The following is a 23,577-nucleotide window of genomic DNA, read 5'->3' as shown; positions in this document are numbered from 1 at the left end:
GCATGAGCCAGATCGACAGCGAGGCACCGGTCCTCACCAAGGCCGAGAAGAAGACCGTCCGGATCCGCTGGTTCCTGGTCGGGTTCCTCGTGCTCGGCGGGGTCGTGAACTACCTCGATCGATCCACGCTGAGCGTGGCGAACACGACGATCGCTCAGGAGTTCGGACTCAACGCCCTCCAGATGGGGCTGCTGCTGTCGGCGTTCTCCTGGCCCTATGCCATCGCGAACCTGCCGGCGGGCTTCCTCGTCGACAAGTTCGGTCCGAAGAAGATGTTCGCGTTCGCCGCCGGTGCGTGGTCGCTCGTCTCGATGGTGACCGCCGCCGCGAACTCGTTCGGCTTCCTGTACGCGGCCCGCGTCGCCCTCGGCATCGCCGAGTCGCCGTTCTTCACCTCCGCGCTGAAGGTCAATGAGCGCTGGTTCAACAAGTCGGAGCGCGCGCTCCCGGTGTCCCTCGTGAACACGGGCTCGCAGATCGCCAACGCGATCGCCCCGCCGCTCCTCACCTTCCTCCTGCTCACCATGAGCTGGCGAGGCATGTTCATCATCGTCGGTGCGTTCGGCATCGTCATCGCGCTCGTCTGGCTCCGCATCTACCGCGATCCGACGCTCAAGGAACAGTCGATGATCAAGGGCGCCGAGGCCGAGGCCCGCGTGGTCGCCACGGTGGAGCAGGTCGCCTGGGGCCAGCTGTTCAAGCACCGCAACACCTGGTTCATGGTGCTCGGAGCCTTCGGCATCTTCTACACCGTGTGGGTCTACCTCACCTGGCTCCCCAGCTACCTCCAGACCGCCCGCGGCTTCAGCCTCGCCGACAGTGGATGGTTGGCTTCGCTCCCGTTCCTCTGCGGCATCGTCGGCGTCGTCTTCGGCGGATGGCTCTCGAGCCGTCTGGTGCAGCGGGGCGTCGGTACCGTCCGCGCCCGGAAGATCCCGATCGTCGGCGGCGCGCTGCTCGCCGCCGCGAGCGTGCTCCCCGTCGCCTACGTGGACAACACCGCCCTCGCCGTCGCTCTGCTGTCCGTCGGGTACTTCGCATCGCAGGTCCCCATCGGCTGCCTGTGGACCCTGGCTTCGGACATCGCCCCGTCCAACCAGGTCGCCTCGCTCGGCGCGATCCAGAACTTCGGCGGATTCATGGGGGCGGCCGTCGCACCCGTCGTCACCGGGGCGATCCTCACGGCGACGGACGGCAACTACACCCTCGTCTTCCTCATCGGCGGCGTGCTCCTCCTGGTCGGCGCGCTGTCGTACGGACTGTTCGTCAAGGAACGTCCGGCCGCGGCCGTGACGGCGTAGCGTGACCCGATGAGTCCGAAACTCTACTTCGTCATCGGCCCCGCGGGGTCAGGGAAGTCGACGGTGAGCACGCTCATCGCCGAGCGGGTGTCGGCGGCCTACCTCGACAAGGACTCGGTGGCGACCTTCTTCACCGAGACCCTCCTCGAGGCCGCCGGCACCGACAAGCACGAACGGGACAACAACGAGTACTACCAGCGGGTCGTGATGGACCTCGAGTACCGGACCCTCCTCCGGCTCGCCGGAGACAACCTCAGACTCGGCATGTCGGTCGTCCTCGACGCACCGTTCGTGCGGTACTTCCCGCAGAGTGGGTTCCTCGAGGAGGCGGCGAGCGAGCACTCGTGGCCGCAGGAGGTCGACATCGTCGTCGTGCACGTGACCGTCGACGGTACCCGGGTCAAGGATCGCGTGCACGCCAGAGGCTATGAGCGGGACACCTGGAAACTGGCGAACTGGGACGAGTTCTGGGCGACCGCGCAGGCGGCCGAGTGCCGATGGCGCGGAGCCCACCACATCCTGTTCGACAACAGCGCCGACGGCGAAGCCGCCGAACGCCTCGACGAAGCGCTCGCCGCCCTGGCGTGACGCGCCCGTCAGCGCCCGGCGGCGCGGCAAGCCGTCGTTGTCGAACATCAGGCGAGCCAGGTAGGTTGACGGCGACGGGATGAAGGGACCACCGTGGCCAGACGCAAGACGCCGGAGCAGATCGCGGACGAGGAACGACGCTATGAGCTCGCGCGATCGGCGAGCACGTTCGAGGAGTTCTCCGTCTTGGCGAACGACCCCAATCAGGCGATCCGCGCCGCTGCGGCGCACAATCCGGCAGCCGACCCAGCGGCGTTGGAGCTCTTCCTCGGGGACCGCTTCTGGGGTGCGCGTATCGAGATCGCGCTGCACCCGAACGCGACGGACGATCTCCTGATCCACCTCCTCGAAGCCGATCCGCGCAAGCGCGGCGTCGTCCATCACGAGGCGGAACGCCGGCTCGCCGCGAACGGCGTCCGCTTCGACGACGACGGCCTCCCGCTGATCGGCGACGCGGGTACGAGCGCTCGTTGAGCCCGTACAGCCGGATCGACTGGGACGCGAGCCCCGAGCATCCTTCGTCGGTCGCCGAACCGTATCTGATGGGCACCGGTGTCGTCACCGACGAGGACACCGGGAGTCGCCCGCTCTCGCCACCGCACCGTCATCCGGACGCCATGCTCGCCTGGTGCTACCGCGGCACCGTGTGGGTGCATCTCCCGAACGCGATGTGGCGCCTCGCACCGGGTCAGGGCGTCTGGATCCCAGCACACACGCCGCACACCGCGCACCACGAGCGCGACTCCACCGGGTGCTACACCTACCTCCCCGCCACCTCGCTGATCGCGCCCGTCGAGACCGTCACCCAGGTCCTGGTCCCGCGTGCGGTGCAGGAGATGTTGCTCCACCTCGGGATCAACGACATGCCGACCGACCTCCGGGTCCGTGCGCAGGCGGTCCTCATCGAGATGCTGCAGCAGCCCGCGCCGGAGACGGCGGACGGCTGGGGCGAGATCCCGATGCCGTCCGACGATCGTGTCCGTCCGCTCGTCCGTGCGATCCTCGCCGATCCGGGTGACCTCCGGGGCGCGCGCGAGCTGTTCGACGTGCACGGCCTCCACGAGCGCACCGTGCTGCGGATCTTCCAGCACGACACCGGGATGAGTTTCGCCCGGTGGCGGACGGGCGTCCGGATGACGCTGGCGGCGCGGCTGATCATCGACGGCATGCCGATCGGGGCGGCCGCGCACCGGTGCGGGTACGCGTCCTCGAGCGCCTTCTCCGCGAGCTTCCGAGCCCGGTTCGGCATGACCCCTCGGGAGTACGTGGCACGGGTGCAGGCGGACCCCGCCCACCAGCTCTACTGGCGCTGATCCACCCGGGCACGCACCACCGTGTCGGATCCGCGACAGAACTCGTCGGTTCCTCGACGCTGTCGCGCGCGGAAGCGCCCTACGATCGTTCTGTTAGGACATGCTTACCTAACTTCTGGATCGCCAGCGGTGATCCCACTCCCCCCTCTTCAAAGGAGCCCCATGCCGCACGCTTTCGCGCGCCCGAACGTCCGCCGAGGATCCACCCTCCTCGCCGCCGTCATCGCCACCGCTCTCGCCCTCGCCGGATGTTCGGCCGCCACCGGCGACACCGGATCGACGACGGCATCGACCGACGGCGTCATCATCGAACACGCCCACGGTGAGACCGTCATCCCGGAGAAGCCGGAACGGATCGTGGCTCTCGGGTGGATGACGCCTGACATCGTCGCCGCCCTCGGCACCAACCCCGTCGGCATCGAAGAGGTCTGGGGTGCCGGTGAGAGCGGCTACCAGCCCTGGTTCGAGGACTACGTCTCCGAGGCGTACGGCGAGATGCCCGAGATCATCCCCTTCACGGACGACGGCCCGAACTACGAGGCGATCAAGTCCCTGAAGCCCGACCTGATCCTCAGCCTCTACTCCGGTGTCACCGACATCGAATACGAGCGGCTCACCGAGATCGCCCCGACCGTCCCCTACATCGAGGGACCCTGGAACCCGGGCACCTGGGAGGGCATGACCCGCACCGTCGGGAAGGCGATGTCGGAGGAGGCCAAGGCCGAGGAGCTCATCGGCGAGACCGAGGACCTCATCACCTCCCTCGCCGACGCACACCCCGAGTTCGACGACAAGAGCTTCGTCTGGGGCCTCACCCTGAACGAGGGCGGGACGGACCTCGGCGTCTACCTCGAGTACGACCCGCGGGTCCGCATCACCGAAGCGCTCGGCTTCACCTCGACGTCGGCGATGGACAGCTTCCTCGCGAGCGCCGAGGGCGACAACTGGTACACCGGCGTCAGCCTCGAGCAGCTCTACGACGTGGACGCCGACCTGTTCGCCGCGTGGGGTGGAAGTGCCGAGGAAGGGACGTACACGGTCGAGAACGCCGTGGTGTCGCGCTGGGCGCCGATCGCCGCCGGGTCCTACGTGATCTACGCCGACGCCGCCAAGGCCTCGGCCATCAGCGCGCCGACCGTCCTGTCCCTGCAGTACGTCCTGCCCGGCTACGTCGACGACCTCGCAGCGGCGCTGCAGGGCGAGCCGACCATCGACGGCAAGTGACGTCGGAGATGTCCCGGTCCGCCGCCCCGTCAGCAGCGCCGGCTGCGGGCGGGGCGGCGGACGTCCCGACGCCCGGTGGGGCCGGACGCGCGGACGTCTCGCCCCACCGCACCGGGACCCTCGCCGCCGGGCTCCTCGTCGCCACCGTGGTGCTGATCGCCGCAGCCGTCGCCTCACTCGCCATCGGCAATCGGGCCATCGATCCACTGACCGTCGTCCGCGCGCTCGTCGCCTATGACGACGCGAACCCCCTGCACCTCATGGTCATGGAGCTGCGCGTCCCACGGACGCTGCTCGGCATCCTGGTCGGTGCGGCGCTCGCCGTCTGCGGCGGGCTCATCCAGGCCTTCACCCGCAACCCGCTCGCCGACCCGGGCATCCTCGGGGTGAACGCCGGTGCGTCGTTCGCCGTGACCTTCGCGGTCGGTGTCCTGGGACTGACGACTCCCGGCACCTACGTCCCGTTCGCCCTGGCGGGTGCGTTCATCCTCACGGTGATCGTCTACACGCTCGGATCCGTCGGGGCCTCGGGCGCGACCCCGATGAAACTGACCCTCGCGGGGGTCGCCCTCGGTGCCGCCTGCACCGGTTTCACCACCGCGATCGTGCTGCGGGACGAAGGCACCCTCCAGGTCATGCGCTTCTGGAGCGTGGGATCCATCGGGGGCCGCACCCTCGACCAGCTCACGTGGGCTGCTCCGCTGATCGTCGCGGGCCTCGTGATCGGTCTGCTCTGCGCCCGGTCGCTGAACGCGCTGACCCTGGGAGACGAACTCGCCCAGGCGCTCGGGGCGCGAGTGCGCAGCACCCGGGTGTGGGTCGTCGTCGCCGTCACCCTCCTGGCCGGTACGGGCGTCGCAGCCGCCGGTCCGATCGCCTTCGTGGGCCTCATGATCCCCCATGTCGTCCGGTGGTTCACGGGCCCCGACCAGCGCTGGGTGCTGACGTACTCGATGGTGATCGGCCCCGCGTTCCTGCTGCTCGCAGACGTCCTCGGCCGGATCGTGTTGCCGTCCGGAGAGCTCCGGGTGGGGATCGTCACGGCGCTCCTCGGCGCTCCCATCCTGATCATGCTGGTGCGTCGGAAGCGGGTGAGCGGACTGTGAGCGTCATCGACCATGGACGACGGCTGATCCGCGTGGAGACCGCGCACATCGCGACGCTCGTACCCGTGCGGTCCGTCCTCGTGTGCCTCGGACTCGTCGTGGTGATCATCGGAGCAGGGCTGTTCGCGACGACGATCGGAGCGTACGAGATCGGCTTCTCCGCGGTCATCCGGGCGATCGTCGACCCCGCGTCCGACCCGGACGTCCGCCAGGTCGTGACCGAGTGGCGACTGCCGCGGGTGCTGTTCGCGGTGCTCTGCGGAGCGGCACTTGCGCTCTCCGGGGGCATCTTCCAGTCGCTCACCCGCAACCCGCTCGGCTCACCGGACATCATCGGGTTCGGTGTCGGCGCGCAGTTCGGTGTCACGCTGACGATGCTCGTCCTCGGGCTCAACACCTACCTGTTCAAAGCCGCCGGGGCACTCGTCGGCGGTCTGCTGACCGCCCTGCTCGTCGCCGTCCTCGCGAACCGCCACACCATGTCGTCCTTCCGGCTCATCATCGTCGGCATCGGCGTCTCGGCCGGGCTCGGTTCCCTCACCTCCTGGATCCTCATCTCCGTCAGCGTCGAGCAGGCGATGATGGCGGCCACCTGGGGTGCCGGATCCCTCGCCTCGCTCGGCTTCGACCAGCTGCTCCCCGCCGCCACGGCCTTCGTCGTGTTCGCCATGCTTGCTCGGCCACTCCGACGTTCGCTCCCCGTGCTCGAGATGGGCGACGACGCCGCCATGGCCCTCGGAGTGCGCCCTGGACGCACCCGGCTGATCGCCATGGTCGTCGGTGTGGCCCTCGTGGCGCTCGTCACCGCCGCCGCCGGCCCGATCTCGTTCATCGCCTTGGCCGCCCCGCAGATCGCTCAACGGCTCACCCGCTCGAACACCCCGATGGGCCTCGCGCCGGTGATGCTCACCGGAGCCGCCCTGGTCGTCGTCTCCGACGCCGTCGCCCAGCTGCTCGCGGTCCCGGTCGGCGTGGTGACGCTCTCGGTCGGTGGCATCTATCTGACCTGCCTGCTGGCCGCCCAATTCGTGCGCCGCACGTGAAAGGAACTCCCATGACCACGTCGCTCCTCGCCCGCGACCTCACCCTGGGCTACGGCGATGCTCCGATCGTCTCCGAGCTGTCGCTCGAGGTGCCGGACGACTCGTTCACGATCATCATCGGACCGAACGCCTGCGGCAAGTCGACCCTGCTCCGCGGACTCGCACGGCTCCTGCGTCCGACCGCCGGTGCCGTCCTCCTCGACGGGACGGACATCCGCGCGTCGAAACCGAAGGACACCGCTCGCCGACTCGGGCTCCTCCCCCAATCCGCCATCGCCCCCGACGGGATCACCGTCGCCGACCTCGTCGGGCGTGGGAGGTTCCCGCACCAGAGCGCGATGCGGACGTGGAGCAGCGCCGACGAAACGGCGGTCTCGGAGGCGATGGCCGCGACGGGGGTCACGGAGCTGTCCCGCCGGCTGGTCGACGAGCTCTCGGGCGGACAGCGGCAACGCGTCTGGGTCGCGATGGCACTCGCCCAGCAGACGAAGCACCTGCTGCTCGACGAGCCGACGACGTTCCTCGACATCGCGCACCAGATCGAGCTGATGGAGCTGTTCACGGATCTGCATCGCAGCGGCACCACCCTCGTCGCGGTCCTCCACGACCTCAACCACGCCGCCCGCTATGCGACCCATCTCGTCGCGATGCGCGACGGTGCGATCGTCGCCCAGGGCGATCCCCAGGAGATCATCACCGCCGACCTCGTGGAGGCCGTGTACGACCTGCCGTGCCAGGTCATCACCGACCCCGTCTCCGGTACCCCGCTGGTACTCCCGCTCGGACGGCGGAGCCGGTGAGCGGGACGACGACCAGCACGCCGCGGCGCCTCTTCGGCATCGCGCTGGGAGCGGACGGTCGCGGCGCCATGCTCGTCGCCGCGACCGGCCTCCTCATCGTGCACGCCCTCTCGGAGGCGGCGATCCCCGTGATCATCGGGGCGACCATCGACCGCGCGGTGGTGCCGTCCGATCCGGTCGCCCTCGGGGTCTGGATCGGGCTCCTGGTCGGGACCTTCCTCGTCCTGACGGTGAGCTATCAGTCGGCGTCGCGCCTCATGGTGTCGATCTACGGGCACGGCGAACAGGCGCTCCGGCACCTCACACTCTCCCGGATGCTTCGGCCGCAGCTCTCGCGACAGAACCTTTCGGCGGGTGAGGCCCTGACGGTCGTCACGTCCGACACCTACCGGGTGGCCGGCGTCGCCTGGTCGGTCGCGCAGCAGTCGGCGACCATCGCGGCCATCATCGGAGCCGCGCTGGCGATGTCGGTGATCTCGCCGGTGGCGACGATCGTGGTGTTCGTGTCGACCATCGGCATGATGCTCGTCATGCGCGTCGTGTCACGCCCGTTGGAACGCCGCGGCTTCGCCGAGCAACGGGCGGCGACCGAGGCCGGAGCGGTGGCCGCCGACTTCATGAGCGGGTTCCGAGTGCTCGTCGGCATCGGCGGGCGGGCTGAAGCCGTGCGGCGATATGACGCCGCCAGTGATGTCGCACGACGCGCTGCGACGGCCGCCGGGCGGTCCCTCGCCCTCTTCGACGCCGTGAGCGGCACGCTGGCGGCGTTCGTCATGGCCGCACTCGTCGGCCTGTCCGCGTGGTTCGCCGCGGAGGGTCGGATCAGCATCGGCGAACTCGTGACGGTGCTCGGCCTCGCGCAGTTCATCAGCGGATACCTCGCACAGGCGGGATCATTCCCGTCCAACTGGATCCACAAGCTCGCCTCCGCCAAGCGCTTGGCAGCGGTCGTCGACGCCGACGACCTGCTCGAAGCGGGCGGTCGGCTGGACGAGACGTCCGATTCCGGCCCTGCGACCGACGTCGTGCTGTCCTTCCACCCCGAACACCAGGACCGACCGGTGGACGTCCGTGCTGGTGAACTGCTCGGCGTCCGGCCGCCCGACAGCGACACGGCGCGCGCCCTCTCCCGTCTGCTCGGCATGCGGACCCCCGCCGAGCGCGGCAGCGTCTCGCTCGCCGTCGACGGCAGACTCGTCGACCAGCTGGACCTCGACCCGGTGGCGTACCGCCGTCGTGTGGTCGCGCCACCGCATGGCCAGCGCATCATGAGCGGCACCCTGGCGGAGGCGGTCCGCGGTCATGACGTGACCGGCGACCCGGATGCGGTGTTCGTCGGCATGGCGGCGCTCGACGACGCGGTCGTGCAGCTCGGCGGCTGGTCGTCACCGGTCGGTGAGGCGGGCAGACGGCTCTCCGGCGGGCAGCGCCAGCGCGTCGGCATCGCCAGGGCGCTCCATGCCGGTGCGGACGTGCTCGTCCTCGACGAACCGACGTCGGCCGTCGACGTCCTCACGGAGACCCGCATCGCCCGAGCACTCGCGGCGCACGACGGCACCGTCGTCGTCATCACCACCTCGCCGGTCCTGTTGAACGCCTGCGACAGGGTCGTCGAGCTCACTCCCGGTTCGGAGACCCGCCATGACTGATCCCGCCACGGAGCCCACCACCGCCGAGATGCTCCCCGTCGCCGAGGGCTCCCGCGTCCGAACCGTCGTCGATGCCCTCCTCCAACGACACCGCGGACGGACCGCCGCCGTGGTGGTCCTCTTCCTCGCAGCCGCCGCACTGGGTGTCGTGATGCCCGCGTGTCTCGGGCGGATCGTGGACGCCGTCGCTTCCGATGCCGGGCTGAGCGTCATCTCAGGCTGGGTGGCCGCAGCCGCCGTCGGCGCTGTCGGGGCCGTCGCGGTGACGCTGTGGGCGACTCGGGTGCTCACGGGGCTGGTGCAGGACCTGCTCGCCGAACTGCGCGAGGATGTGTTCGCCTCGGCCATGCGGCTCCCGGTGAGCACCGTCGACGACGGCGAGCGTGCCGATCTCCTGTCCCGGGTCACCGGCGACGTCGACGCGGTCGCGGAGGCCGGCGGAAACGTCGCCCCGACACTGCTCTCCGCCGGGTTCGCGATCGGAGTGTCGGCCGTCGCCCTGGCAGCCGTCGACCCGTGGCTCGCGCTCGCCGGTCTCGCCTCGGTGCCGTGCTACGTCCTCGGGACCCGTGCGTTCCTCCGGCGATCCCGAGTGGTGTTCCGCACGGTCCGGATTCGCGAAGCGTCGCGCAGTCAGGCCGTGCTGGACGTGGTCGACGGCGCGGAGACCCTCGCAGCGTTTGTGGGCACGGACCACGCGCTCGAACGTGTCCGGGAACGCGCGGCCGCCTCCATCGACGCGCAGATCGAGGGCGTGCGGGTCGCGAACCGCTTGTTCCGATGGATCAACTCGGGTGAGCTCATCGGACTGTCCGCGATCCTGGCGACCGGCTTCCTCCTGAACCTGCAGGGAACGATCACCGTCGGGCTCGTGACCACCGCCGCGCTCCTGTTCCACCGGCTGTTCGATCCGGTCGGCCGGCTCATCTTCGGGCTCGACGACATCCAGCGGGCCACGGTCGGGCTGGCTCGGCTCGTCGGGGTCATCGACCTCGCAGCAGCGTCGTCCGCGATGCCGGAGTCGCCCTCACCCGTCGGCGGTGCCGCAGACGGTGTCACCGCACCGCCGGCGATCCGAGTGCGCGACCTGACGTTCCGGTATCCGACCACGGACCGTGGGATCGCGGAGGTCACCATCGACGTACCGCCCGGTACGACCACAGCGCTCGTCGGCACGTCCGGCTCGGGCAAGAGCACCCTGGCGCGGGTCGTCGCCGGACACCATCCCGCGACGTCGGGGCGGGTGCTCGTCGGCCACACCCCGTACTACCTGTCGCAGGAGCTCCACCACTTCCGTGGCTCGATCGCCGACAACCTCCGACTCGGGGCTCCGCACGCCAGCCGGGACGAGATGGTCTCGGCGCTCCGTGCCGTCGGGGCCGAGTGGGCAGTCACCGCGTTGCAGGACGACCCGGCGGCGGACCCGACCGGGTCGAGGCCGTCGCCCCTGCCGCTCGACGAGGGGCGGATCCAGCAACTCGCGGTCGCTCGGGCGTTCCTCGCGGACCCGGCGATCGTGATCCTCGACGAGGCGACAGCCGACGTCGGGCTGCACCATCGCGACGCCGTCGAAGCGGCGATCGCCGTCCTCCGGACGGACCGCACCGCGCTGCTCATCGCGCACCGGTTGGAGCAGGCCGCCACCGCCGACCGGATCGCGGTCTTCGCGGACGGTCGGATCGTCCAACACGGCACGCACGCGGAACTCCTCGCCTCCCCCGGCCCCTACCGCGAGTCCTGGCTCGCGCACAGCCCGCATCCTACCCAGCACACCGAACCGACCCGAGAGGCCGAGACGCCATGAAGATCCACCGCGGCATCGTGACCGTAGCGACACCCCTGAGTCCGAACCTGATCCGCATCACCCTCGGCGGTCCGGGCGTCGAGGACTTCGTCAGCACCGGCACGGGTGATGAGTACGTCCGCGTGTTCTTCCCCCACGGCGCCGACCCGACGGACGTCTCGCTCCCGGTACCGGCAGGCGACTGGTGGGAGACGCCGGAGGGCTCACCGCAGGCACCGATGCGGACCTACACGATCAGCGCTGTGCGGCAGGACCCCGTCGAGATCGACATCGACTTCGTCGTGCACGAGGCCGGGGTCGCGCGGCCGTGGGCGGCTCGCGCCCAGCCCGGACACGTGCTCGGCCTGAACTCGCCCACCGGCCTGTACGCGCCGCCCGCCGGCATGGATTGGCAGGTGCTCGTCGCGGACCTCACCGGTCTTCCCGCAGTCAAGCGCATCGTCGCACAAACACCGCCCGGAGTGCGGACCCGCGTGGTGCTCGAGGTACCGAGCGAGCAGGATCGGATCGCGATCGAGACGAACGACGACGTGACGGTCACCTGGGTGGTAGGCGGCAACGGACACGGCCCGAGTGCGCTGGGCCGACTCGTCCGGAGTGTCGTGGACGAGCGCCTCCCGCTCGATCAGGGCTACATCTGGGTGGCGGGTGAGACGGTGGCCCTCCGCGACGTGCGCAAGTATCTGCGCAAGGAGCTCGGGCTACCCGCCACCCGCTTCAAGGTGGTCGGGTACTGGACGCCGATCACCGCCTGGGACGAGAAGTTCGCCGCCCTCCCGGCGTCCGTCCAACAGGAGCTCGACGCGATCTGGAGCGCCGTGGAGGACGCTGAACCGGAGGACGTGCAGATCCGGTTCGAGGAGCAGCTCGACCGCCTCGGCCTCTGACCGAGGTGGGGCCCGCCGCCGGAGGGCCGTCCTCCGGTTCGAGTCCGTTCAGCCGCGCGGTGGTTCGACGGACGAGCGCGACACCACCGGCATCGGGACGAGCACCGGCTCGCCCGATGCGCCCTCGAGCAGGAGTTTGACCGCACGACGGCCCATCTCCTCGTGGGGCAGCGCGATGGTCGAGAGCTCCGGGCGCAGATAGGAGGCGACCTCGTCGTTGTCGAACCCGACGACGGAGACGTCTCCGGGCACGGACAGACCGAGTTCGGCCAACGCTTGATAAGCACCGAAGGCGAGACGGTCGTTGAGGCAGAGCAGGGCCCGGACGTCGTGCCGACGAGCAAAGAGTTCGTGCACCGCGCGATAGCCGTGCTCGGGCTCCCAGACCGGGATGGACTCCTCCGCCACGAAGGTCAGGCCGCGCTCCCGCATCGCCCCGCGGATACCGGCCACCCGGGCCTCCACCGTCGCGGAACGGAAGCGGTCCCGCTCCACTTCGTCGTTCTGCCCGATGAGCGCGATGCCCGCTGAGTGACCGTGGTCGAGGAGCAGTTCGATCGCTGCGCGTCCGCCGGCGAACTCATCCGGGAGGACGGAGACGGGGTGATGCGAATTCGTCGCATTCAGCATGACGACCGAGGTCGAGGTCGGAAGCTCGGGAACGAAGAACTCGCGCGATCGCATGGTCGCGAAGATGATGCCGTCGACCTGTCGATCGAGGACCGCGCCGATCGCCTCGGCCTCCCGTCTGGGATCACCGCCGGTCTCGAGGAGGAGGATGACGTGGCGAGCCTCCTCGGCGGCCTCGAGAGCGCCCTTGATCAGTCCACCGGCGTACCGTGTGGTGGCGATCTCGTCGGAGATGAACCCGATCGTGCGGGTCTTGTCCGTCCGGAGTCCGCGGGCGGCCACGTTCGGCCGGTAGTGGAGCGCCTCGGCGGCGGCGAAGACACGATCATGAGACTCCTTCGACAGCCCGGTCTCCGGACGACCGTTGAGGATCATCGAGGCCGCAGTGATCGACAGCCCCGCCTCTCGCGCGACATCCGCCAGCGTCACCCTGTTTCGAGCCATCGCTACTCCCCTCGGTTCCTGTCTCCGACCCGTCCATCAGATCACACTTGACAAACCTTGGGCCTCCGCAGAACATTACTCCTATCTAAAACCTTTTAGTGACGAACTACATGGATTTAGGTAGGCCGGTCCGGTTGCCCGCTCGTCCCCCTCAGGCGCGCGGCCGGGTCGGGTCGACGCGCTCGGCGCACGTCACAGCACTGCACCTTCGACAAAGGAGTCTCCTCATGTTCACCCGTCCCTCCCGTCGGGGAGTCGTCCGCTCAGCGGTCGCCCTCGCCTCGCTCGCCGCGGCCTCCGCGCTCGCCCTCACCGGCTGCGCTCCAGGCGGCTCGGCGCCCGCAGCCTCGTCATCGGTCGACGTCAGCACCACGCTGACCAAGGACAAGGTCGAGCTCACCATCGCCGACGAGACCGGCTTCCCGGTCACCGAGAAGCTGGCCGACGAGTTCACGAAGCAACACCCGAACATCACCTTCAAGATCAACCGCGACACCTTCGCGAACCTCACGGCGAACGCGCCGAAACTCCTCGCGAGCGACACCCCGCCCGACCTCATCAGGCTCCCGACCATCGGCGACACGGTGAAGGACGGCCTGCTCGCCAATCTCGACCCGTACTCCGAGGCCTACGGCTGGGACGCCTGGTCCGAGTCGCAACTCGCGCCGCTGCGGGTCGACGCCGACGGCATCCGCGGCAAGGGATCGCTGTACCAGCTCGGCCTCGGCTACAGCGTGACGGGCATCTACATGAACCTGAAGCTGGCCAAGCAACTCGGAATCGACGCGCCGCCGGCGACGCTCGGCGAACTCGAGGACGACTTCGCCACCGCGAAGGCGGCCGGGGTCCTGCCGATCATGGCGGGAGACAAGGACGGCGTCGTCAACTTCGTCATCCAGGCGGCCATGAACCAGTACGGCGACAAGGCCGAGATGTCGGACTGGATCTTCAACAAGCCCGGTGCCACGTACGACACGAAGGGCAACGTCCAAGGCGCTGAGCTCATCCGGAGCTGGGCCGACGCGGGATACTTCCCGAGCGACATCAACGCGATCGACTACGCGTCGTTCGTGAGTCGGTTCCAAGGCGGCGAGGGACTCTTCACCTTCAACGGCAACTGGGCCGCAGCGGACACGCAGGCGAAGATGGGTGACGACGTCGACTTCTTCCTCGTCCCGCCGGTGAAGGCGGGCGGCGATCACGTGGCCATGGGTGCTGCCAACTCCTTCTCGGTGGCGGCGAAGTCCAAGCACCTCAACGAGATCGTGTACTTCCTCAACTGGATCCACACGGACGAGGCAGCCCGCCAGATCGTCGTGGACGTCACCGGAGCCGCTCCTGGAGGCGACCCCAGCCAGGCGCTGCCCACCGTGCCGGCCGGTTCCCTCCTCGAGGACGCCCTGAAGATGTCCGCGCAGATCGGCGCCGAGAACGGTCAGGTGGACTTCATGTCGAACGCGACCGCCGGTATCTACGCGGGCGCCATCATCCCCGAGTCCCAGCTGCTCGTCACGAGCAAGATCACCGGCCAGGACTTCGTGGACGCCGTCCAGGACTTCTACACCAAGGAACTGGCCGGCTGAGCACCATGACCCGCAATCGACCGATCCTCTGCGTGCGGCTCACGCACGCCGACCTCCGACGTGGGCTGCCGGCATGACCGGCACGATTGCACCCCGTCGGGCCCGCGGACGCACCGCGGCCCGGCGGGCGGTCCTCATCGGGTGGCTCTTCACCATCCCCGCCCTGCTCGCCTACATCGGGTTCGTCGTCTATCCGCTGTTGACGGGCGTGCAGTACTCCTTCTACCGATGGAACGGCGTCGGTCCGTCCGAATGGGTCGGGTTCGCGAACTACCTGCGGGTGTTCACCGACCCCGACCTGCTCGGGTCCATCGGCAACGCGTTCATCCTCATCGTCTTCTTCACCGCAATCCCGGTGTCCGCTGGGCTCGTTCTCGCCAACCTGATGCGGTCCATGCGTCCCGGCCCGTTCTCCACGGTGTCACAGACGATCCTCTTCCTCCCGCAGATCATCCCGCTCGCGGCAGCCGGTATCGCCTGGTCCTGGATGTACGCGCAGACGGGAGCCGTGAACCAGATCCTCGGCGCCGTCGGACTCGGCGGTCTGGCGCGTCCGTGGCTCGGTGACTTCCAGACGGCGCTGCCCGCGGTCGGACTCATCGGCTCGTGGGTGCTCACGGGCCTCTGCACCGTCCTGTTCCTCACCGGTATCGGCAAGATCGACTCGTCCCTGTACGAGGCGATCCGCTTGGACGGCGCCGGCTGGCTGCGCGAGTTCACCACCATCACCGTGCCGGGCCTGCGTCAGGAGATCTCCGTGCTCGTGACGATCACGGTCATCGCCGCACTCAGCAGCTTCGACATCATCTACACCACCACCCTCGGAGGCCCCGGCCGTTCGACCCTCGTCCCCGGCATCTCCATCTACCGCATCGGGTTCACCCAGAGCGACGTCGGCCTCGCCTCGGCGTTCGGCATCGTCCTCATGGTGCTCGTCCTCGCCTGCGTCCTCCCCCTGCAGCGTCTGGCGAAAGTGAGCGATCGATGATCACCTCGAAGACCGAAGTCATCCTCGGCCGTGCCATCCTGGTCGTCGTCCTCGTCCTCACCGTCCTGCCCCTCCTCAACATGATCTCGGCGGCCCTGCAGCCTGCAGAGGTGAACCCGACGGGGCTGACCTGGCCCACCGACCCGCAGTGGGGCAACTTCGTCCTCGCGTTCGAGACCGGCCACGTGTGGCAGCTGATGGGCTCCAGCGCACTGATCGTCCTCGGCGTCGTACCGGTGAGTCTGCTGTTCGCGACTCTGGCAGGGTACGCGCTCGGCAACCTGCGGATTCGAGGTGGAGGCTTCGTGTTCGTCTTCCTCATCGTCGGACTCACGATCCCGTTCGAGTCGCTCATCATCCCGCTGTACTACGAGATCCAATCGCTCGGACTGCTGAACACGCAGTGGGCGATCATCCTGCCGCTCATCGGCCTGTTCATGCCGTTCAGCGTGGTCTGGATGCGAGCACACTTCGTGCGGATCCCTTCCGAACTCTCGGAAGCGGCTCGGGTCGACGGGGCGACGACCTGGCAGGAATTCGTGCGCATTCAACTACCGCTCGCCCGCCCGGCGCTGTCGGCACTCGCCATCCTCCTGTTCCTGTGGACCTGGAACCAGTTCCTCCTGCCGGTGGTGCTCGTGTCCGACCCGCTCAACCGGACGGTCGCCGGCGCTCTCACGTTCTTCCAGGGGCAGTACAGCAACAGCATCCCGCTGCTGAACGCGGGCGCGCTACTCATCGTCGTCCCGACGATCCTCGTGTTCGTCGTCTTCCAGCGCCAATTCATCACCGCGTTGCTGCAGGGCGCCGTCAAGGGCTGACCCCATGACGGCTCCGCACCAGCGCCCTGAATCAACCCACTCCTTCCACGATCGGCTCCGTACATGACCTTCGAACTCGACGACCACTGGGTGTGGGACTTCTGGTTCGCCGACGACGGCGACACCTTCCACCTCTTCTACCTGCACGCGCCGAAATCGCTCGGCGACCCCCAGCGACGGCACCGCAACGCCCGGATCGGACACGCGACCTCGGAGGACCTGCGGACGTGGACCGATCTCGGACCGGTCCTGTCGCCGGGCGAGCCGTCCGCCTTCGATGGGACGGCGACCTGGACCGGCAGCGTCGTGCTGGGGCCGAGCGACCGCTGGTACCTCTTCTACACGGGCTCGCGGTTCCTCGACGCGGAGAGCCACGCGAACATCGAGACGGTGGGCGTCGCGACGTCGAGCGACCTGCACACCTGGTCGAAGCAGGACGGCCCCGTCCTGGCTGCCGACGGCCCGTGGTACGAACGACTCGGTGACGGCAGCTGGCCGGAGGAGGCGTGGCGCGACCCGTGGGTGTTCGCCGATCCGGCCGGTGACGGCTGGCACATGCTCGTGACCGCCCGGGCGAATCGCGGTCCGGACTCGGACCGCGGCGTCGTCGGACACGCGGTCTCCCATGACCTCAGCTCGTGGCGTCCCGCTCCCCCGTTGAGTGAGCCCGGTGCCGGGTTCGAGCATCTGGAAGTCCTGCAACCGATCGAGACGGCGGAGGGCTGGTCCGTCCTGTTCTCCTGCGACACGTCGATGCTCGCCGGCTCGCGCAAGGTGTCCGGAGAGACGGGAGGGGTGTGGATCGCTCCCGCGGCGGGCCCTGCGGGACCGTTCTTCCCCGAGGACGCGAGGCTCATCCTCGACGAACGGCTCTACAGCGGGCGCATCATCACGGACCGATCAGGTAGGCAGGTGCTGCTCGCGTTCGTCAACCAGGACGACGACGGTCGGTTCGTCGGGACGATCAGCGACCCGCTGCCGGTCGAGGATCTCCTCCCACCACGACCGGAACCCCCGAAGCCTCGACGTGCGACCATGGACGAGGTGGGCTCATGACGGTCACGGTGCACGGCCTGGTCTCCCCCGGCTTCGAGTCGGTCGCCGCCTCGTTCGAGCGTGCCTTCGACGGCCAGCCGACGATGGGTGCCGCGCTCGCCGTCCGTCACCGTGGCGTGTCCGTCGTCGACCTCTGGGCCGGGACCACCGATGCCGCGGCCTCCATCCCGTGGCGCGACGACACACTGAGCGTGGTCTTCTCCTGTACGAAGGGTCTGATGTCGCTGTTGGCGGCGCGGCTCGTGCAGGAGGGACGGCTCTCCTACGATGCACCGGTTGTCGAGTACTGGCCGGAGTTCGCGGCTGCGGGCAAGTCGGCGGTGCGCGTGCGGGAGCTGCTCGCGCATCGGGCAGGGCTCTCCGCACCACGCATCCCGCTCACCCCCAGCGAGCTGCTCGAATGGGACACGGTCACCGGGCGACTCGCGGCGCAGGCGCCGCTCTGGGAGCCGGGAGCCGGATACGCCTACCACGCGATCACCCACGGTTGGCTGATCGGTGAGGTCGTCCGCCGAGTGACGGGGATGAGCGTCGGAGCGTCGTTCCAGGACCTGGTCGCGCGTCCGCTCGGCGCTGACGCGTGGATCGGTCTGCCCCCCTCCGAACACGGGAGAGTCGCCACCATGCTCGTCGGCGACTCGCTCGCGGAGCTGACGCGGGTCCAGGCGGCGGCCCGGGCACCGGGCGTCGTCGATTGGTCGGAGCAGGCGATGACGCTCGGCGGTGCTCTGCCGCCCGAACTCGTCGGCCCGGAGGCCGGGTTCAACCGACCCGAGGTCCAGGCGGCGGAGATTCCCGGCGCCGGAGGGATCGCCAGCGCCCGGGCCCTGGCCGCAATCTGGTCGGCCTCGTTCCGCGAGACCGACGGCGTCCGGTTGCTCGACGTGCCCACCATCGCCGCGGCCACCGCCGTGCAATCGTCCGGTCCGCCCGTCTGGGAGGTTCCCGGGCCGTGGCCGGCCTGGGGTATGGGGTTCCAGCTCGACAGCGAGGCCCGCCACTACCTGTCGTCGAGCAGCTTCGGGCACGACGGTGCCGGCGGACAGGTCGCGTTCGCCGATCCACGCCAGGACATCGGGTTCGCATTCTTGACGAATCAGATGGAGGGCGTCGGCGACGTGCGCGCCACGGCGATCATCGACGCCTTGCACGAGTCCCTCACCGGCACCGTTCGTTGACACGGATCGCTTCGCGACAATGGTCGGCTGATCGGGGCCAGGTCGATTCCGCCCCGATCAGCGCTCGACGATCACTCGAGCAGGCTCGGCGAGGCGATCCACACCGTCGACGCTCCGGCAATCTCCCCGTCCACGAGCGCGCCGAGCACGACCGGTCCGGCCTCCGCGGGGAGGGGGAACGGCGCGGTGCCGAAGTTCGTCACGACCTGCCAACCGTTCGGCCGCACGAATCGGACGACGTCGGGCCTCCCCGTTTCGATCCACTCGAGGCGCTCCTCGGTCTGCAGCAGTCGTCGCAGCCGGAGTGCCTCGCGGTAGAGCGAGAGCGTCGAGGTCGGATCCGCTGCCTCCACGTCGACCGCGTACTCGGCGAACCAGGCCGGTTGCGGCAGGTGCGCGACCGCACCTCCGAAGCCGAAGGCCGGTCCGTCCGCCGACCACGGCAACGGCACGCGGCAACCGTCGCGGCCCAGCCCGTCGTACTCGCCGCCGCGGAAGAACGCGGGGTCCTGACGCTGCTCCGCCGTGATCGCGGCGACCTCCTGCAGGCCGAGCTCCTCCCCCTGGTAGAGGTAGGTGCTGCCGGGAAGTCCGAGGAGCAGGAGCGTCGCCGCTCGCGCGCGTCTGAGCCCCTGGTCGCGATCGATGTCGGCCTCAGGTCCGCCCGCTGCGACCCACTCGGTGCCCTGCTTCACCGGGCGCCCGGCCAGGGGTGAAAGTCCGTACCGCGTGGCGTGACGGGTCACATCGTGGTTGGACAGCACCCACGTCGTCGACGACCCCGTCTCCGCCGCCTGTGCCAGGTTGTCGGTGATGACCGTGCGGAACTCGTCGGCATCGAAGTCCGCCTCGAGCAGGTCGAAGTTGAAGGCCTGGCCGAGTCCCTCGGCCGATGCGTACTTCGCCCGGCGCTCAGGTGAACTCACCCACGCTTCGGCGACCGCGGTGCGCGGCGGGTCGTACTCCTCGAACACCCGCCGCCATTCCGCGTAGACCTCGTGCACGTCGTCGCGGTCCAGGAGCGGATGGTTGCCGTCCTGCGGCATCAGTTCCAGTTCAGCACGACTCGGCAGCGGCTCGGTGAGGTCCTTCGTGAGCATGTGCGCGACGTCGATCCGGAAGCCGTCCACGCCCCGATCCGACCAGAACCGCAACGTCTTCAGGAAGTCGGCGCGGACCTCGGGGTGGTCCCAGTTGAGGTCCGGCTGTTCGGTGGCGAAGTTGTGGAAGTACCACTGGCCGTCCTCGACTCGCTCCCAGGCGGGGCCACCGAACACCGACTCCCAATCGGTGGGCGGTTCCTCCCCCGATGCGCCCTTCCCCTCGCGGAAGACGTACCGGTCGCGAGCCGCCGACCCGCGGCCGGCGGCGAGCGCCTCCTGGAACCACTCGTGCAGATCCGAGGTGTGGTTCGGCACGATGTCCACGATGACCCGGATCCCGCGCTCGTGCAGGGCGGCGATCAATTCATCGAAGTCCTCCAACGTGCCGAGCCGCGGGTCGACGTCGCGGTAGTCCGCGACGTCGTACCCGCCGTCGGCCAGCGCCGAGGGGTAGAACGGACTGAGCCAGATCGCGTCGATCCCGAGCTCGGCGAGATAGTCGACCCGGGAGCGGATGCCCGGCAGGTCGCCGAGACCGTCCCCGTCCGCGTCGGCGAAGCTCCGCGGGTAGATCTGGTACACGGCGGCCTGACGCCACCAGCTGGCGGCGGCCGTCTGCTGGGAGTCGGTCAAGTCGGTGTCGGTGTCGACGAGTAGTGCGTCGGTCATGACGGCGTGGTCCTCGGTCTCTCTGGTGGTGGATGTACCTGGTGTCGGTCCGTCGGTCGAACGGGTCACCCCTTGACGGCACCCTGGGTGACGCCCGACATCACCCAACGCTGCGCGAACAGGTAGGCGATGATCGCGGGGGCCATCGCCATCAGGTACGAGGCGAAGGCGACGTTGTAGTTGCTGCTGAACTGGGTCTGGAAGAGGTTCTGCCGCACCGGGAGGGTCTGGAGTCCCGCGTCCGAGATGATCAGCGACGGCATCATGAAGTCGTTCCAGGCGTAGAGGAACGCGAAGATGCCGACCGTGGCGCTCATGGGAGCCAGGAGCGGGAAGATCAGCTTCCAGAACGTCTGCCAGGTGCTCGCACCGTCGATGCGCGCACTCTCCTCGAGTTCGATCGGGATCGATCGCAGGAACGCCGTGAACAGCAGCACGCTGAAGCTCAGCTGGAACATCGTGGCGAGGATGATCACGCCGAACGGGTTGTCGAGTCCGACACGACCGGTCAGCTGGATCTGCGGCAGGGCGACGACCGGGAACGGGATGAACATCGCGGCGAGCAGGTAGAAGAACGAGAAGCGGAACAGTCGGCGATCCCAGTTGCGCACGATGGCGTACGCAGCGAAGGAGGCGAGGATGATGGTCGCGACCACGGTCCCTGCGGTGACGAGGAGCGACATCGCGAAGCCGACCGGGAACTTCGTGAGCGTCCACGCCTGGACGAAGCCGTCGATGCTGAACGGTGCCGGGAGCGAGAAGGCGTTGCCGTCGACCGACTGGGTGTCGGTCTTGAACGCCATCGAGATCGTCACGTAGAGCGGCAGGAGGACGGTCACGGCGCAGAGCAGCAGGATGATCGTCGTCGACCAGCTCACCCGCTCTCCCCTGGTCCGCTGCTTCGGGGTGGCGTTCGCCGTGGTGATGGACTGGGTGCTGAGCACGGTTGGCGTGGCCATCAGAGTGCGTTCCTTCCGCGCGTCGCCGAGAGTTGCACGAGGGCGATGATGATCGTGATGATGAAGAACAGGGTGGCTGTGGCCATCTGGTAGGCGTAGTCACCGGTCTGGAACCCGCGGATGATCGTCATCGAGATGCTCCGCGTGGAGGTTCCCGGGCCACCGTTGGTCAGGCCGACGATGATGTCGTAGGCGTTCAGGTAGTTCTTGAAGCCGAGGATCACGTTGATCACGACGTATCCCATCACCAGCGGCAGGGTGATCCGCAGCAGCTGCTGGCGCTTGTTCGCGCCGTCGAGCGACGCTGCCTCGTAGACGTCGCCGGGGACCGCGAGGAGACCAGCGATGTAGATGAGCAGCGTGCCGGGGATCGACTGCCAGGCCGTCACGATCACGATGCCGAGCCAGGCCAGGTCCGGGTTGGAGAGGATGCTCGTCTCGAGGAACGGGATCCCGAGCGCCGAGCCGGCGGCCGGCACCGAGTTCATGAAGAGGAACTGGAACACGTAGGCGATGATGATGCCCGAGATGACCATCGGGATGACGAAGATCCCGCGGAGCCCCATCTTGAAGCGGATCTTCGCGGTCAGGCCGACCGCGAGCAGGAACGCGATGACGTTCACCGCGATGACCGTCACGAGCGAGAACCCGAAGGTGAAGAGGAAGCTCGTGAGGATGGCCGGGTCGCTGAACGCGGCGATGTAGTTCGTGAAGCCGATGAACTCCCAGTCGCCGATCCCGATGGAGTCGGTGAAGCTGAAGAAGATGCCGACGACGCCGGGGAGCGTGATCGCGAGTGTGAACAGGATGACGGCTGGGAACAGGAAGAAGTAGTAGATCGGTTCGACCCGTTTGGTGCTGCGTCGGACCTTCGGGTTGCCCCCGGTCACGATCGATGTGGTGGCGCTCATTCGGAACCCTCCTTGCTCGTGACGGGCGGCTGTCGGAACGCGAGTCGTGCCCAGTCCGCGTCCATGGTGCGGAGCATCGACGCCGCGTCGGTGCCGAGGACCAGCGACTGCGCGTAGTTCTCGGTCGGGATGGCGCGAGGGTTGAGCACGCCCGGGCCCTGGTAGAACGCGCCGGCGTCGTAGTACGGGATCATGCCCGCGACGCGCGGGTCGTCGGGAGCCTTGCCGTCGTCGGTCGGGACGAACCCGAGCTGCGACTCGTTGTAGGCCTGGATGACCTCCGGCTGGAAGAGGTACTCGAGGAAGTCGCGGGCACCCTCGGGATTCTTCGCCTCTTCGGGGATGATGGTGACGAGGTCGAGGTTGACGCGAACCTTGAGGTCCTGAGGGTCTTCGGTCATCGGCAGCGGGAAGGTCCCGAGGTCGAGATCCGGTGCGGTCAGTGCGATCTGGCTGAACGCCCACGGGCCCTGCAGGTACATGGCGCCCTCACCCTCGGCGAAGGCGACGTTGCCGGCGTCGTAGGTGCGACTCGGCGCATCGGCCTGCGTGTACTCCTTGGCGAGCAGCTGCATCTTCTCGACGGGCTCCAGGAAGTCCTTCTCGAAGGAGACCGGAGCATCCGGTCCCACCTCGGTGCCTTCTTTAGCGAGCCGGTCGTAGAAGTCCGGGATGTCGACGGCGCCACCGACCGAGTAGTCGAACCAGCCCTGGTTGGCGGTCCAGGCATCGGCGAACGTCGCGTAGAACGGCGCCACGCCGGCCGCCTTCAGCGTGTCGGAGACGGCGATCAGTTCACTCCACGTCGTCGGCACCTCGAGGCCGTACTCGGCGAAGATCGTCTTGTTGTAGATGACCGAAGCGGCCATCACCGAGTAGGGCAACGCACTCGTGCGTCCCTCGCACACGCCGTACTGGTCGAGCAACGGCTGGAGGTCGTCGCGGATGGACGCCGCCGCTGTCGTGTCGGACAGGTCGGAGAGCGCGCACCGTTCGACGAAGCGCGACACCTCGTGGTTGTAGTTCGAGAGCATGAGGTCCGGCGGGTTGCCACGGACGAAGCTCGCCGCGAGCGGATCGGGCCCCGAGGTGTCCATGACGACCTCGTACTGCTGCTGCGAGGCGTTGTAGTCCGCGACGGCCTGGTTCATGAAGGTGAACGCCTCACGCTTGCTGAACGTGAAGTGGATGGTCTCCCGGCCATCACTCGAGCAACCGACGAGGACGCTGGCCAGGAGCGCCACCCCCGCCACTCCGGCCGTGGCGCGTATCGCGCGTTTCAGTGGGTTCGACATCATTGTCCTTCCGCGGAGCCCTCGATGGATCCGCTGACTAAATACCGAGAGTAAATCAACTGATGACGGAAACTCTGCCATCCGTTCGACGTCTGGTCAAGCACCGGTTCCATCACGACATCCACGGGTCGGACACCGTGATCGTTCACGGTTCTGCGCACGGTGCAGTGCCTCCGCGGCACGGTGTCCACGCGGGCCCTCGGATCGTGGATATCGTTGTCGGTC

The 23,577-nt window shown here is 68.5% G+C and carries 21 protein-coding genes; 16 read left to right on the top strand and 5 right to left on the bottom strand.

The window, feature by feature from the left end:
* Window positions 1-2 precede the first annotated feature (2 nt).
* The 11 genes from EAO79_RS13215 to EAO79_RS13165 all read left to right on the top strand — a co-directional run bounded on the left by EAO79_RS13215 (window position 3) and on the right by EAO79_RS13165 (window position 11,715).
* Window positions 3-1,301: an MFS transporter gene (locus EAO79_RS13215; RefSeq protein WP_124769267.1), complete on the top strand. Its 1,299-nt coding sequence runs from the start codon at window positions 3-5 to the stop codon at window positions 1,299-1,301.
* 9 nt (window positions 1,302-1,310) lie between these two features.
* The gene (locus EAO79_RS13210; RefSeq protein ID WP_079705837.1) at window positions 1,311-1,889 is read left to right on the top strand and encodes an AAA family ATPase; all 579 of its coding nucleotides are present in this window, start codon (window positions 1,311-1,313) and stop codon (window positions 1,887-1,889) included.
* A gap of 93 nt (window positions 1,890-1,982) precedes the next feature.
* Window positions 1,983-2,363 (top strand): hypothetical protein, encoded by a 381-nt coding sequence (locus tag EAO79_RS13205; protein ID WP_124769266.1) that lies wholly within the window; start codon window positions 1,983-1,985, stop codon window positions 2,361-2,363.
* Window positions 2,360-3,202, top strand: a complete 843-nt coding sequence (locus EAO79_RS13200; protein ID WP_124769265.1) for an AraC family transcriptional regulator — start codon at window positions 2,360-2,362, stop codon at window positions 3,200-3,202. The genes EAO79_RS13205 and EAO79_RS13200 overlap by 4 nt, the downstream gene beginning before the upstream one ends.
* Before the next feature lie 162 nt (window positions 3,203-3,364).
* Complete coding sequence (locus tag EAO79_RS13195) at window positions 3,365-4,426, top strand: ABC transporter substrate-binding protein (RefSeq protein ID WP_124769264.1); 1,062 nt, start codon at window positions 3,365-3,367, stop codon at window positions 4,424-4,426.
* An 8-nt stretch (window positions 4,427-4,434) separates the two neighbouring features.
* On the top strand, window positions 4,435-5,532 hold the full coding sequence (locus tag EAO79_RS13190) for an iron ABC transporter permease (RefSeq protein ID WP_124769263.1): 1,098 nt from the start codon (window positions 4,435-4,437) through the stop codon (window positions 5,530-5,532).
* On the top strand, window positions 5,529-6,575 hold the full coding sequence (locus tag EAO79_RS13185; RefSeq protein ID WP_124769262.1) for an iron chelate uptake ABC transporter family permease subunit: 1,047 nt from the start codon (window positions 5,529-5,531) through the stop codon (window positions 6,573-6,575). Before EAO79_RS13190 ends, EAO79_RS13185 begins: the two co-directional genes overlap by 4 nt.
* A gap of 11 nt (window positions 6,576-6,586) precedes the next feature.
* Window positions 6,587-7,375 carry an ABC transporter ATP-binding protein gene (locus tag EAO79_RS13180; protein ID WP_124769261.1) on the top strand — a complete coding sequence of 263 codons (789 nt, stop codon included), beginning with the start codon at window positions 6,587-6,589 and terminating at the stop codon, window positions 7,373-7,375.
* A complete protein-coding gene (locus EAO79_RS13175) occupies window positions 7,372-9,024 on the top strand; it encodes an ABC transporter ATP-binding protein (RefSeq protein WP_206428237.1) in 1,653 nt (550 codons plus the stop codon). The genes EAO79_RS13180 and EAO79_RS13175 overlap by 4 nt, the downstream gene beginning before the upstream one ends.
* The gene (locus tag EAO79_RS13170) at window positions 9,017-10,828 is read left to right on the top strand and encodes an ABC transporter ATP-binding protein (protein WP_124769260.1); all 1,812 of its coding nucleotides are present in this window, start codon (window positions 9,017-9,019) and stop codon (window positions 10,826-10,828) included. The genes EAO79_RS13175 and EAO79_RS13170 overlap by 8 nt, the downstream gene beginning before the upstream one ends.
* Window positions 10,825-11,715 carry a siderophore-interacting protein gene (locus EAO79_RS13165; protein WP_124769259.1) on the top strand — a complete coding sequence of 297 codons (891 nt, stop codon included), beginning with the start codon at window positions 10,825-10,827 and terminating at the stop codon, window positions 11,713-11,715. Before EAO79_RS13170 ends, EAO79_RS13165 begins: the two co-directional genes overlap by 4 nt.
* A 48-nt stretch (window positions 11,716-11,763) precedes the next feature.
* Here the strand turns inward: EAO79_RS13165 and EAO79_RS13160 are convergent, their stop codons facing one another.
* Complete coding sequence (locus tag EAO79_RS13160) at window positions 11,764-12,789, bottom strand: LacI family DNA-binding transcriptional regulator (protein ID WP_124769258.1); 1,026 nt, start codon at window positions 12,787-12,789, stop codon at window positions 11,764-11,766.
* 227 nt (window positions 12,790-13,016) lie between these two features.
* Here EAO79_RS13160 and EAO79_RS13155 point away from each other — a divergent pair, with 227 nt between their 5' ends.
* From EAO79_RS13155 to EAO79_RS13135, 5 genes are all read left to right on the top strand, one after another.
* A complete protein-coding gene (locus EAO79_RS13155) occupies window positions 13,017-14,372 on the top strand; it encodes an ABC transporter substrate-binding protein (RefSeq protein WP_124769257.1) in 1,356 nt (451 codons plus the stop codon).
* A gap of 73 nt (window positions 14,373-14,445) precedes the next feature.
* Window positions 14,446-15,360 carry a carbohydrate ABC transporter permease gene (locus EAO79_RS13150; protein ID WP_079705826.1) on the top strand — a complete coding sequence of 305 codons (915 nt, stop codon included), beginning with the start codon at window positions 14,446-14,448 and terminating at the stop codon, window positions 15,358-15,360.
* Window positions 15,357-16,181 (top strand): carbohydrate ABC transporter permease, encoded by an 825-nt coding sequence (locus tag EAO79_RS13145; RefSeq protein WP_086473379.1) that lies wholly within the window; start codon window positions 15,357-15,359, stop codon window positions 16,179-16,181. Before EAO79_RS13150 ends, EAO79_RS13145 begins: the two co-directional genes overlap by 4 nt.
* Before the next feature lie 63 nt (window positions 16,182-16,244).
* A complete protein-coding gene (locus EAO79_RS13140; protein ID WP_124769256.1) occupies window positions 16,245-17,237 on the top strand; it encodes a glycoside hydrolase family 68 protein in 993 nt (330 codons plus the stop codon).
* Window positions 17,234-18,415 (top strand): serine hydrolase, encoded by a 1,182-nt coding sequence (locus EAO79_RS13135; RefSeq protein ID WP_124769255.1) that lies wholly within the window; start codon window positions 17,234-17,236, stop codon window positions 18,413-18,415. Before EAO79_RS13140 ends, EAO79_RS13135 begins: the two co-directional genes overlap by 4 nt.
* 71 nt (window positions 18,416-18,486) lie before the next feature.
* On the opposite strand, the gene EAO79_RS13130 is transcribed toward EAO79_RS13135, so the two are convergent.
* From EAO79_RS13130 to EAO79_RS13115, 4 genes are all read right to left on the bottom strand, one after another.
* Complete coding sequence (locus EAO79_RS13130) at window positions 18,487-20,187, bottom strand: glycoside hydrolase family 13 protein (RefSeq protein ID WP_124769254.1); 1,701 nt, start codon at window positions 20,185-20,187, stop codon at window positions 18,487-18,489.
* 65 nt (window positions 20,188-20,252) lie between these two features.
* Window positions 20,253-21,146, bottom strand: a complete 894-nt coding sequence (locus tag EAO79_RS13125; RefSeq protein ID WP_064293707.1) for a carbohydrate ABC transporter permease — start codon at window positions 21,144-21,146, stop codon at window positions 20,253-20,255.
* Window positions 21,146-22,057, bottom strand: a complete 912-nt coding sequence (locus EAO79_RS13120; RefSeq protein WP_079002413.1) for a carbohydrate ABC transporter permease — start codon at window positions 22,055-22,057, stop codon at window positions 21,146-21,148. The genes EAO79_RS13125 and EAO79_RS13120 overlap by 1 nt, the downstream gene beginning before the upstream one ends.
* Window positions 22,054-23,352, bottom strand: coding sequence for an extracellular solute-binding protein (locus tag EAO79_RS13115; RefSeq protein ID WP_124769253.1), 1,299 nt, complete (start codon window positions 23,350-23,352; stop codon window positions 22,054-22,056). The genes EAO79_RS13120 and EAO79_RS13115 overlap by 4 nt, the downstream gene beginning before the upstream one ends.
* Between the last annotated feature and the right edge of the window lie 225 nt (window positions 23,353-23,577).

Origin of the sequence: Plantibacter sp. PA-3-X8 (genome assembly GCF_003856975.1) — a bacterium.
Taxonomy (GTDB): Bacteria; Actinomycetota; Actinomycetes; order Actinomycetales; family Microbacteriaceae; genus Plantibacter; species Plantibacter auratus.
The sequence above is the reverse complement of the archived record's forward strand: the minus strand, read 5'-3'. Positions and strand labels throughout refer to the sequence as shown.